The sequence below is a fragment of the Aneurinibacillus migulanus genome (assembly GCF_001274715.1).
Lineage (GTDB): Bacteria > Bacillota > Bacilli > Aneurinibacillales > Aneurinibacillaceae > Aneurinibacillus > Aneurinibacillus migulanus.
This window is the reverse complement of record NZ_LGUG01000004.1, coordinates 442,434-454,006: the sequence shown is the minus strand read 5'-3', so window position 1 is coordinate 454,006 and position 11,573 is coordinate 442,434. Positions and strand designations below refer to the sequence as shown.

The following is an 11,573-nucleotide window of genomic DNA, read 5'->3' as shown; positions in this document are numbered from 1 at the left end:
ACAGTTACCGATATATGGATAAAGAATAAGTGTGGCTTCATAAGTTTGATGCCCTCATGGGAAATAGTTTGCCTGCTGTTCCTCTCACACAGGAAGTATTCAATCAGCAGATTTCAATATTTTAGTATGTGGTACTAATACTTTGTGTTATAATGATGCTGGTTGTACAGTATTCGAAAAGCAGGTGACATTGTATATGCATTATCCCGATTTTAAGGAAATTATTCTAGGGCGCCGAAGCGTGCGGAAATTCACGGATCAGCCCGTCGATATGGAAGATATAAAGGAAATTATCGATTGCGCCCGCTACGCGCCTAGTGATACGAACTCACAAACATGGGAATTTATTGTGATTTTGAATAAAGAGAAGATTAACGAGATCTCCGAAATGACATGGGAGGAATTGCACAAAATTGCTGATAGTGCAAAAGAGCGCGGCCTGGAGAAGGAAGCTCGCCTTCTGACGCGCTCCTTCGGTCCATACGCGACGGCATTTACTGGTGCGCCAGCGCTCATCGTATGCCTGGCACCTCCATACACATCGAAATTCCGGGAGAAAATCTTTGACCCGATTATGATTAGCGAGCCTTCTTTCTGGGACGAGGAAGGGATTAAAAGCAGTTGTCTCGCATCACAGAACCTAATGCTGGCTGCACATGCTAAAGGATTAGCGACATGTGCCATGACAGGTCCCGTACTGCTTGCTCAGCACCGGATGCGAGAATATCTCCAAATCTCGCCTGAAAAGCAAATCAACATGGTTATCGCGCTGGGCCATCCGTCCGAGACACCGCCTCGCCTACCACGCAAACCAGTGGAAGACATTCTTCACATTATAGAATAAGGTAGTTTTTAAAATGACAAAAAAGGGGCGAAATGCCCCTTTTTTTATCAATTTACTCCTGGTATCAGCTTCACTGTTACTGAGCCCAAACCTTGTTGTAATTGCTGTATTCTCTCATTAATCAACTTTACCTGAGAATACAATTCTATTCGTTCAGCCCAGTGTATAGGCTGAATGATCTGTGCTTTAATGGCTTCTTTTTTTGAACTCAATACGTCAATGTCATAGATTGCATTAATTTCATTAAGGAATGATTTCATTTCACTGCATCCCCTTTCGAATTAAAAACTATTTATTCATTATTTTTAGATAATTATACTTGGTATTAAATTAAAGTAAAGTATTACAACCACCTCAATTGTGAGATGGTTGTTTGATTTAAACTTCATTAGTTTTTTATTTTTGCCCATGCTTGTGCATTCTTTATTTTTGCTTCTATGACACTAATATGCTTTTTCTCTGGTGCTTTTTCTATTTCTGGTGTCATTATACTATGTAACACCTTAGGTAATATAGTTAGCATACAAAAAACAAGAAGAGTAAAGAACAGCATAACACCCTTCGTTTCTGTCTTCCTAACTTGAACTGCATTCATTTGATATTAGCTCCTTTTATATACATCTGATTTGATACATCGACAAATGTTTATGGTGGGAGGTAAGAAAAGAAGGAGGGGCGGTGGGCGGGAGCGGTCGGAAAAAGACACACTGACCTTTCTTCTGCCGGATCGCAGGGCGCCCCTAACCTCTTCTTTTTTCCGAGTCTCCTCCTTCCAACCACACTCCCCTGTCAGAATATCAAGTGTAATTTATATAGTATATATTTGTCACTATTTCACACGCAATCAATATACCAAAAGCAAAATGCTATACAAATGCTTAAAAACAGAGAAAAAACCTATTCAAAACTACATAATTATCCATTAGTGAATAATTGCTTAATTGAAACCAAAGGTGTTTTTCATACCAGAAATGGATATCAGGTCCGTCTTATGACGGAGGGAGCAAAGAACAAGGATTGATACAATTATAAGGTAAAATTTAGAACAGGAGGAAATTATATGGTTTCTGAACAAACGGTAATTCAAATTCGAAACCTCACAAAAAAGATAGGCAGAAAAAAACTGGTAGATTCATTAACATTTGATATTAAAAGAGGAGAAGTATTCGGTTTTTTAGGCCCAAATGGCGCAGGTAAAACGACAACAATTCGAATGATGGTCGGGCTTATGTCCGCTACAAAAGGTGAAGTCATCATAGAAGGAAAAAGCATTGCGCACGAGTTCGAACAAGCGATTCAACATGTGGGAGCCATCGTAGAAAACCCAGAGATGTACAAATTTCTCACAGGCTATCAGAATCTTGTTCACTTTGCCAACATGGTTCCAGGCGGTATAAAAAAAGAACGGATTAAAGAAGTCGTCGAACTGGTAGGCTTGGAGAGCCGCATTCGCCATAAGGTAAAAACATACTCCCTGGGAATGCGACAGCGCCTCGGAGTAGCCCAAGCTTTGCTTCACAAGCCTTCCGTTCTTATTCTGGACGAGCCAACGAATGGATTGGATCCCTCAGGTATTCGCGAGCTACGGGATTATTTGCGTAACCTAGCACAAAACGAGGGAATCTCTATTATCGTATCAAGCCACTTATTGTCCGAAATGGAACTCATGTGTGATCGAATTGCTATTATACAAAATGGAAAACTTATAGATGTAAAACGAATCACTGAACTTGTTCAAAATAACGAAGAAGAAATAACAGCTATATTTACAGTTGATCAATCACAAATAGCAATCGAACTAGTGAAAAAACATATGGTTAACGCCTACATCAGCATGACGGAAAATGGCTTTCAAATAATGATTGAGAGAGAAAGAATACCAGATATCATCACCCTCCTTACAGATAATTGTGTGCGTATCTATGAAGTCAAACACATAACAAAAACATTAGAAGACAAATTCCTTGAAATGACGGAGGGTGAAAAAATTGTCTAATCTAATTCGCCTCGTTCGAAACGAAAACATGAAGATGTACCGACGTATCAGCTCCTGGATATTAATTGCTGTCCTTATTCTTTTAACAGTCGGTGTAGGCCTACTCTTACGATACGATAGTTCATCCGGAAACAATGAACAATGGAGGAGTAAGCTTGCTTCAGAGAGTAAGGAAATACAGGAAGTGTTACAAAAGGAGCAAAACATACCGCAATTTCAAAAAACACAGATGGAAAAAGAATTGAAAATCTATCAATATCGCCTGGATCATAATTTCGGTCCTAGTGTATGGAATGGGGTAAAGGCGACATCTTCTCTTATGTCATTTGTGACTCTCTCTGCTGTAGTCATTGCTGGAGGGATTGTAGCTAGTGAATACAATTGGGGTACGATTAAACTCTTGTTAATTCGGCCGCAAAACCGGACAAAAATTTTATTATCAAAGTATGTAGCAACAATGGGATATGCCCTACTCATGATTATTATTTTACTTTCCACGTCTTTTATAACGAATGGCCTCTTGTTCGGATTTCAAGAAATAGAACAACCTTATCTTTATGTAGCGCAGAATGGTACCGTTCAGGAAGGAAACATGCTTGTTAACATTCTACAAACGTATGGCCTTTCCTCAGTTGAAATGATTATGGTTGTTACATTTGCTTTCATGATGTCTGTTGTGTTCCGAAGCAGCGCTTTGGCTATCGGACTATCATTATTTATCATGTTTATCAGCCAGCCGTTAATTCAGTTTTTAAGCAAATTCAATTGGGTCAAATATTATCTTTTCGCAAATACGAATCTCTCTATGTATCTTGAAGGAACTCCACTGATTCCCGGAATGACACTCACGTTTTCACTTATCGTACTAGCGGGCTACTTCCTTGTGTTTATCTTTATCTCATGGTTTGTTTTTAAGAAGCGGGATGTAGCCGCCTGATCTATACATAGTAACCATAGGTCCCATGTGAAAGAAGGTAGGGTGCCCCTCCCTTCTCCTACATGGGCAATGAACAAATTTGATTTATGATATAATTTTTGTTAAGAACAAAATGGTTAAAAATAAGAAAATGAACAGGAGATGCTGCCCAATGACTGAAAATAGTCATGCAGAAGAAGACTACGAACAACAAGCTGTGCTGCTGTTTGATGGTGTATGCAATCTCTGTAGCCAGGCTGTGCTCTTCATTATTCCGCGTGATCCGGAAGGTACTGTCCATTTCGCCTCCTTGCAATCCGATACCGGACAGCGTCTGCTGACCTGGCACGGACTTTCCCCTGATAAGCTCGATACAATTGTCCTAATCGAAGCAGGTAAATCGTATATCAAATCAACCGCCGCGCTCAAAATCGCTCAGAAGTTGTATCGGCTCTGGCCCTTGCTCTACGTATTCATCATTATCCCCCGCCCTTTACGGGATGCAGTATATGATTGGATCGCACGAAATCGTTACCGCTGGTTCGGCAAGAAAGAACAATGCCTGATGCCAACGCCTGCAATTCGGGAGCGATTCCTGAACTAGTTGCTCTTATGCCGTATTCTGACCTGCGCTTCGGGATTCAAAGTATGGGGTAAGCCGCTCAGCCACATCTCCGCCGCTAATGACTACCGCTTCAATACCAGGCCCATATCCGACGCCTGCTCCGGTCAGATACAGCCCTTCAATCGGAGATTTTGCATAAGGGAATTCACCGTCCATCATTTGCCGCTTTATGCTATAAACCGAACCTTCATATGTTCGCATATATCTTTCCATCGTTTTCGGCGTAGCAACTTCCGAGAATAAAATATTGGACGCCGCCTCCCTATCAATTTGCTCAAGAATTTGACGACATATCGCGTCAATCTCACTTTTTAGCGCCTGGTATTCTTTTTCCGTCATTGCTACATAGATGCCGGCTTGCGCTTTCGTAATAAGATTAATGGTGACCGTGCTTTTTCCATAAGGCGCAAGCGAGGAATCCAGTGATGAAGCAGAATGAACGCCTGCTCTCTCAAAAACAATATCCATGCTTGAAAGTCGAATGGGCTGTGGAAGTGTATAATGAATCAGCCGATGCGTGCAGAACTTCGTATCTACCGCCGCGCTCCATACAAATAAAGACATCGAAGGTTCGAGCTTTCCTACCTTCTCTCTATAGGCCTGGGGTAAACGCGATAAGCCAACAAGTTGCTCATACGTTACACGTGGATCAGCATTCGAGATAACGATAGGAGCTTTGTAAGCCCCGTTTTTCGTTTGAACGCCGGTGACCCGGTTATCTTCTACTGTAATCTCTGTTACATCTGTAGAAATCCGTATGTCGCCCCCATACTGCTTTAACTTCTCTGCAAGCTTCATCGCCAGCTTTCCTGAGCCGCCTGCAGGTCGATAGCCTCCTACGATGAAATACCCCATCAATGCGATCATACTATTCGCGGATGTTCTCTCTCCCTTATCACCAACATATCCTGTCAGTATTGATACTTGCTGACGTACTGCTTGATTTTGAACAAACGCATCGAGCAGCTCACGCCACTCCCTGTCCTTCCAGCGTAAGTAGTGCGGATTCTGTTCGGCGTATGCGTTCATTTCCTCTACTGTTTGTGGAATATGTGGAACGATCCGATCCGGCATAAAAACGGTGTACATCTCTTCAAAGCAGGCTTTCAATTCCGCAAATAAAGCATAAATGCCTTCCTTCTCCTCTGGAAACCGCTCAGCTAATTGATCACGCCAACCGGTATAATCATGCGGAATGATAAAACGTTCACCCCCTTCCCGAAATTCATACGTATTTCTCAACCATGTTATTTCTTCTTCCAATCCATGTCGCTGTAGCAGGTGACGTAACGGGCCAGTCTCTCCCAGTCCGCTAATCGACTCTACACCTGCTTCGAACTTAAAGCCTCCCCGACGGGTATATGTAGTACACGCACCACCGATTAAGTAGTGCTGTTCCAATACGAGCACCTTCGCCCCTTTTCCCGCCAACTCAACTGCCGCCGTTAATCCACCGATGCCTGAACCGACGACAAGTACATCGTATTCGTTTTGTTCTGCAGGCGTTTGCGGAGCTACAAAAGGCTCCCATTTCAGCTCTGGTGCTTCCGGCTGCTGCATTTTTGCAGCGTATCTCTGCTGCATATACTTTGGCAGAATCATGTTGGCAGCCACACCAATAATCGACCATATATTCGCTGTTACTATGCCGATTTCCAAAGGCAATATCCTCAGTGCAGTGAGGATGGCGAACAGGGTCGACAGCGAAAAAAGAGAAGCCCATACACCGGTAAGAACACGATTAATCGTCAGAAACAACGGATGGCTCCATACCGCTTCCGGGGTGGTTTCTTTAGCATACTGCAATGTAAAAGGCTGCGAGGAACATATAGACAGCACCGTAGAAATGGCAAGAATAAGATAGATGGTGACCTGGCCGTATTCCAATACGGGTACCCCCGGAACGAGAAAGATAACAATTGCAGCCGTCAAAAAATAAATCGTATTGATGAGGGTTAACGTCTTGACTCTCTTATGCCGTACCTGAATAGTCAGCAAAAGCACCGCAATAACCAGAGCAACAGTGCAGCCAAGCCAGCGGGGACTGACAAGCAACGCTACAATTAGCGGAATAAAGTCAAGCAGAATCAATCCTAATGTTTTCATACTTTTCGCCTTCACTTTCTTATCATTTTCTGCTCAAATCTTAACATACCGACCGTCGGTTTGTAAATGGTTTTGACAAACCGACGGTCGGATTGTAGGATGAAGTAAGTAACATAGTAAAGGAAGGTTGTCTATGACACAATCTGTAAACACAAATCCGAGCTTTCAACTCCTCCTCTCGGTTACTGAGCAGACCATTCTGGAGCTTGGATGCAATAAAACAACACTACAGGAAATTATGAATCGCACTGGCCTTTCCAAAGGCGCCATTTATCATTATGTTAAAAGCAAGGACGAACTTTTCAGCTTTATCCTAGAAGCCAGGATGCAGGGCATAAACGAGAGATTTCACGCAGCTGTAAATCAGGCAAAACTCGGTGAGTTGGCAGGACCCTTGCAAGCCATTACCGAAGGTCTTATTCCACAAATTACCGACGAAAAAGATGTTTCCAATATTGTCTTCGTTTATTTGCTAAGCAGACGGGACGACCCGCATATTCAAGAAATATTACAACGAATCCATCGATATTCATTAGATCTGGCTGTAAAATGGATTGAAATCGGACAACAGTACCAGGCGATTCCTGAGCATGTAGACGCGTATGCGGTTGCTTCTTCTTTCCTGCTCTATGTCTACGGACTGCGTGTTCAGCGAATAATCGAACCAAACGCTTCAAAAGTAGATGACAAGCACCTGTTTGAACTTTTCTATCAAACCTTACGTGTTACTCAAAACGAAAAGAATTAAGAAAAAAGGAAGGAAAGTACATATCACTTCACAACAGTAAAGAGATATGTACTTTCCTAACTATCTAGAAAAAGCCTCCTGCACTATCCGCAGGAGGCCCTGTTATGTCCCTTCCGTTCTGTCCTCTGTCATCCCGATCCTTTTTGCTTCGAGCCACTTAATCTGCAGCCCTTCCATCTTCTTAATCGTAAACCGCCACTGAGCGCATTCGATATACATGCCTTCTCGAACTTCACGTATGCGGGCGGCAACCCATCCTCCTATCGTGTCGAAACCGTCTTCGGGTGTAACCCCCGTCAACTCCGCCACTTCTGAAAGTAATACCTTATTATCCAACAAGTAATGATGGGGACCGAGTTCTTCTACAGGCGAGCGCTCATGCGAATCGAACTCATCATGAATCTCGCCTACGATTTCTTCTAGAATATCTTCCATTGTAACCATGCCCGCCGTCCCACCGTATTCATCGATGAGAACGGCAATCGAAGTTCGCCTCTCCCGCATCTCTTCCAGTAGCTTCTCCAGTGGAGCCGCTTCATTTACGAACAAGGCAGGACGCATCACATCCATAAGCATGAGGTTCCTGTCTTCAAGATATTTGATAAATAACTCCTTCGCATGCACCACGCCAAGAATACGGTCTTTGTCTTCGCCTGCAACCGGGTAACGTGTAAAGCCTTCTGTCCGAATCGTAAGCAGACTCTCTTCAAGACTCTTGTCCGCATACAGACATACCATCTCTGTACGTGGCACCATAATCTCCCGCGCCACCCGAGCGCCGAATTTAAAGATATTGTTCACATACGCATATTTCGTAGGATTAATTTCGCCATTATCTAGGCTTTGCGCCAGCATAAGGCGAAGCTCTTCCTCCGAACGGATGTGCCTGTCCGCAGATTTTATGTTAAACAGGCGAATAGCCAATCCCGCTGTGGTGACAAAAAGCAAAGCGACAAGCAACCAACTTATGACACCATCCATCCGCTCCCCGAAGGGCCACCTCCGTCAAGCAATTTTGCTTTTAGGAATTATTCGTCTCCGCCGCCAAACATATCACCAAAGAAACCACCGTCTCCGCCGCCTTCTTCACCGCCGTCAAATGCACCCTCTGTTTCTTCCGTATCACCCATCATTCCATCCATCAACTCTGACAATACCAGACCACCCAGTATACCAGCTGCAAATCCACCCATAGCTCCTCCGAAACCGCTATGACGATGCTGGTGTCCGTGCCCATATCCCATCATATGACGCTGCTGAAGGTACGCATTCGGATTTTCGATCATTTCCTCCATCATTTGCTGTAAGTAGTCCCGTAAACGCGCAACATCAGCTAGCAATTCATTAGACAAAACAACTTCCCGCTTTACTTCCATTTCCCGACTAAAGGAAGGTATATCCAGCTCAAGCAACAGGCGGATTTGCTCTTCTTCGATAGCGGCGATGAATTCTACTTCCCTTACGCTGCCTTGCAGGAATGCTGTGGGGAAAAACTCGAACTCTTGCGCATATCCATCAAATGCACGTGAGTCATGCTTTTCTCGCAGACCCAATTCTTCAAAAGCTGTAATGATGTTAGTAAAACGTGTCGGCGGATTAACACGAATATAATCATTATCCTGACTGTCCACTCCCGCCGCGATATCCAGATTTGTCGTAAAATAATAGGCCACCGCGTGACTGGAAATAAGTAAATCCTTCGGTAACTGGTACATGAATGGAAGTGTCTTTCTTTCACCTGCACCAAGCATAAAACGGCAGTCGAAAGGAATCGTAGCCATCGCCCGTCGATGTTCATTTTTCTTTGTGCGCAGTGCCAGCATGAACTGTACATCAACTTTGTTGATGTATTGCTCTACAGCTCCGCCCTGAAGCACCAATTCACCCTCTATAGCATCGCCCAGAGTATATTCACTTCCACGCAACACCAAATCGACCTTTGCTGAACCGATTCCTATCTTTGCCATGAATTTTTTAAACATCTTTTACCTTCCCTTCTTTTATCATCAATAGCGTAGAATACTCCCACCTCTACAGGTAGTAAGAGGAATGCGCTTCGGACAAAGGAGGGCTAACGCCCTCTCGTAAGTCCGACTATATGACGCGTAATCCTTTGCCATACCGGACAATTTGAACCCCTGCTGTTTTCACAGGTTTGCTCAATCCCTCTATCTTCACATACGCTCCCTTATTCTTCACACCCTTCACAAGATAGACCTTTCCTCCATATTTCACTTCGTCTTTCGGTTGAAGAGGATAGCTACATTTCGGCTGCCAATCATAGAGAAAACTTTCTTTTTGATGGTTCGCAGGTGTGTGGCACTTATTGCACAATGTAATCAAGTTTGCCGAACGGCTCCTGTTTGTACAGGGGGCTAATCAACCGGACTTGTCTGTTCTCACAAGCCCCCACTTCAAGAGCGAGTATACTCTACGTGATGAGTGGTTGACGTACCTTAACCATTCAGTAAAACGTTATGGTTTATATTATCTATTGTATACGCTAATAAGCTATAGCAGTTGCACTTTTTATAAGAATATTCGGTTATATAAATTACACTTGATATTTTGACAGGAGAGTGTGGTTGAAAGGAGGAGAGTCAGAAAAAGAAGAGGTTAGATGCGCCCTGCGATCCGGCAGAAGAAAGGGCAGCGTGTCTTTTTCCGACCGCTCCCGCCCACCGCCCTTCCTTCTTTTCTTACCTCCCACCATAAACATTTGTCGATGTATCAAATCAGATGTATATAGATTATTTCTCTACTTTTCGATCTGGAAAGGCCTCCTTGATATTCTTCCATACTCCACGCTCTGCATTCCTCGCTTCCGTTTGCCATTTGCGAATTTGTTCTACATATTTCACGTTAGGCGGGAAGGTGGCCAGACGCGCCAGACCACTACGCACGAGCGTACCATTAAAAAATTCTCCTTTCCCTCCGTCTACATCCACATATACATAACGCAGCCATCGTCCATATCGGTCGTTGGATTGCACATCCTTCTCAAGCCATACTTCTTTTCCTTCCAGGCGTTCCATCGTATACTGCTTCGCTTCTTCGCCTAGATAACCTTTCGGGCGGTTGGGCGCTTTTGATTCTGGAGTATCTACAAGAATCAGGCGAACCTTATGCTCTTTTCCTCCTACTTTCGCCACGAACGTATCTCCATCTACCACTCTCGTTACGGTCGCCTTTTGTAATTTTTTCCCACTTATATCTACCAGAGCCCTCGTTTCCTGTTTTCCATCCTCCTGTATGGCACAGGCAGTTAATGCCCATACCGTTACAAGAAAAACAGCAAGTATCCATCCTATTTTGCGTTTCATCTCTCATCAGCCACCATTTCTATTTTTGTTTATCCCAGTTTTAGGGGAACGATAAAAACCAGCCTATTGAATAGGCTGGTCATGTAATCGCCGTCTCTGTCGTTATCTTCCAGCTTGTAAACGCGCAATCCGATCATCCAAATCCGGATGGCTGGCAAACAAACCGAGGAACCCACCTTTTTTCCCGCTGATTTTAAAGGCGGCTACTGACTTCTGTTCTGTATCCACTAATTGAACTGTATGCTGTAATGATTGCAATGCATGAATCATCTTTTCTTTACCAGCAAGTTGTGCACCGCCTGCATCCGCGCGATATTCACGATATCGGGAGAAAGCCATGGCAACCATGCTGCCCAATATCGAGAATAGAATATCAAATATGATAACGGCAATAAAATGAACGATCGGTGCCACTTCTTCCTTAACAAAACGAGAAGCGATATACGCACAAATACGGGACAGGAACACGACAAACGTGTTGATTACCCCCTGCAGCAGCGTCATAGTAACCATGTCGCCGTTGGCAATATGGGCGACTTCATGTGCCAGCACGCCAGATACTGCATCATCATCCATCCGCTCAAGCAAGCCACTGGATACAGCCACCAGCGAGCGATTTTTGGATGGCCCGGTCGCAAAAGCATTAACCTCTGGTGAATCATAAATTCCCACTTCCGGCATCACTTTCAGCCCTGCTTTACGCGATAAGCTATATACTTCATCGAGCAGTGCCTTCTCGATAGGGTGCATCGGCCCATTCGGATCGATTACACGTACACCCATTGCCCATTTTGCCATGATTCTTGACAAACCAAGCGATATTAACGCCCCTGAGAAACCTACAACAGCGCTAAAAATTAGCAGGGCACTGAAATCAATCCCCTCTTTGGTAATGTACCCTCGAACACCCAACAAGCTGGTGACAATGCCAATCGTGACAATGACCAACCCGTTAACTAACAGAAACAAACCAATTCGCTTAAACATGATCTCTCCCTTTCTTTGATATACTTTT

General features: G+C 43.8%; 15 protein-coding genes. 6 read left to right on the top strand and 9 right to left on the bottom strand.

Annotated elements, in window-relative coordinates; all coding sequences use genetic code 11:
• The first annotated feature begins 196 nt into the window (after nucleotides 1-196).
• Nucleotides 197-844: a nitroreductase family protein gene (locus AF333_RS03765; RefSeq protein WP_043068493.1), complete on the top strand. Its 648-nt coding sequence runs from the start codon at nucleotides 197-199 to the stop codon at nucleotides 842-844.
• 47 nt (nucleotides 845-891) lie between these two features.
• Here the strand turns inward: AF333_RS03765 and AF333_RS03760 are convergent, their stop codons facing one another.
• Together AF333_RS03760 and AF333_RS03755 are read right to left on the bottom strand one after the other, a co-directional pair.
• Nucleotides 892-1,104 carry a hypothetical protein gene (locus tag AF333_RS03760; protein WP_043068492.1) on the bottom strand — a complete coding sequence of 71 codons (213 nt, stop codon included), beginning with the start codon at nucleotides 1,102-1,104 and terminating at the stop codon, nucleotides 892-894.
• 128 nt (nucleotides 1,105-1,232) lie between these two features.
• The gene (locus AF333_RS03755; RefSeq protein WP_043068491.1) at nucleotides 1,233-1,439 is read right to left on the bottom strand and encodes a hypothetical protein; all 207 of its coding nucleotides are present in this window, start codon (nucleotides 1,437-1,439) and stop codon (nucleotides 1,233-1,235) included.
• 31 nt (nucleotides 1,440-1,470) lie between these two features.
• On the opposite strand from AF333_RS03755, the gene AF333_RS34630 reads away from it, so the two are divergent.
• The 4 genes from AF333_RS34630 to AF333_RS03740 all read left to right on the top strand — a co-directional run bounded on the left by AF333_RS34630 (nucleotide 1,471) and on the right by AF333_RS03740 (nucleotide 4,360).
• Nucleotides 1,471-1,770: a hypothetical protein gene (locus AF333_RS34630; protein WP_235496072.1), complete on the top strand. Its 300-nt coding sequence runs from the start codon at nucleotides 1,471-1,473 to the stop codon at nucleotides 1,768-1,770.
• Between the two features lie 134 nt (nucleotides 1,771-1,904).
• The gene (locus AF333_RS03750; RefSeq protein ID WP_043068490.1) at nucleotides 1,905-2,840 is read left to right on the top strand and encodes an ABC transporter ATP-binding protein; all 936 of its coding nucleotides are present in this window, start codon (nucleotides 1,905-1,907) and stop codon (nucleotides 2,838-2,840) included.
• Nucleotides 2,833-3,777, top strand: coding sequence for an ABC transporter permease (locus AF333_RS03745; protein WP_043068489.1), 945 nt, complete (start codon nucleotides 2,833-2,835; stop codon nucleotides 3,775-3,777). The genes AF333_RS03750 and AF333_RS03745 overlap by 8 nt, the downstream gene beginning before the upstream one ends.
• 151 nt (nucleotides 3,778-3,928) lie before the next feature.
• Nucleotides 3,929-4,360 carry a thiol-disulfide oxidoreductase DCC family protein gene (locus AF333_RS03740; RefSeq protein WP_043068488.1) on the top strand — a complete coding sequence of 144 codons (432 nt, stop codon included), beginning with the start codon at nucleotides 3,929-3,931 and terminating at the stop codon, nucleotides 4,358-4,360.
• A gap of 6 nt (nucleotides 4,361-4,366) precedes the next feature.
• Here the strand turns inward: AF333_RS03740 and AF333_RS03735 are convergent, their stop codons facing one another.
• Entirely contained in the window at nucleotides 4,367-6,487 is a 2,121-nt protein-coding gene (locus AF333_RS03735; protein WP_043068487.1) for a phytoene desaturase family protein, read from the bottom strand.
• Between the two features lie 133 nt (nucleotides 6,488-6,620).
• Here AF333_RS03735 and AF333_RS03730 point away from each other — a divergent pair, with 133 nt between their 5' ends.
• Entirely contained in the window at nucleotides 6,621-7,235 is a 615-nt protein-coding gene (locus AF333_RS03730) for a TetR/AcrR family transcriptional regulator (protein WP_043068486.1), read from the top strand.
• A 102-nt stretch (nucleotides 7,236-7,337) separates the two neighbouring features.
• Here AF333_RS03730 and AF333_RS03725 read toward each other — a convergent pair whose 3' ends face one another.
• The 6 genes from AF333_RS03725 to htpX form a co-directional block, all read right to left on the bottom strand.
• Nucleotides 7,338-8,216, bottom strand: coding sequence for a hemolysin family protein (locus tag AF333_RS03725; protein WP_052812367.1), 879 nt, complete (start codon nucleotides 8,214-8,216; stop codon nucleotides 7,338-7,340).
• A gap of 47 nt (nucleotides 8,217-8,263) precedes the next feature.
• Complete coding sequence (locus tag AF333_RS03720; RefSeq protein WP_043068485.1) at nucleotides 8,264-9,217, bottom strand: sporulation protein; 954 nt, start codon at nucleotides 9,215-9,217, stop codon at nucleotides 8,264-8,266.
• A gap of 112 nt (nucleotides 9,218-9,329) precedes the next feature.
• On the bottom strand, nucleotides 9,330-9,578 hold the full coding sequence (locus AF333_RS34100; protein ID WP_043068484.1) for a hypothetical protein: 249 nt from the start codon (nucleotides 9,576-9,578) through the stop codon (nucleotides 9,330-9,332).
• A 211-nt stretch (nucleotides 9,579-9,789) separates the two neighbouring features.
• Entirely contained in the window at nucleotides 9,790-9,969 is a 180-nt protein-coding gene (locus AF333_RS34625; protein WP_235496062.1) for a hypothetical protein, read from the bottom strand.
• 16 nt (nucleotides 9,970-9,985) lie between these two features.
• Nucleotides 9,986-10,558 (bottom strand): thermonuclease family protein, encoded by a 573-nt coding sequence (locus tag AF333_RS03710; protein ID WP_043068483.1) that lies wholly within the window; start codon nucleotides 10,556-10,558, stop codon nucleotides 9,986-9,988.
• A 102-nt stretch (nucleotides 10,559-10,660) separates the two neighbouring features.
• Entirely contained in the window at nucleotides 10,661-11,545 is an 885-nt protein-coding gene (gene htpX, locus AF333_RS03705) for a protease HtpX (protein ID WP_043068482.1), read from the bottom strand.
• Nucleotides 11,546-11,573 lie beyond the last annotated feature (28 nt).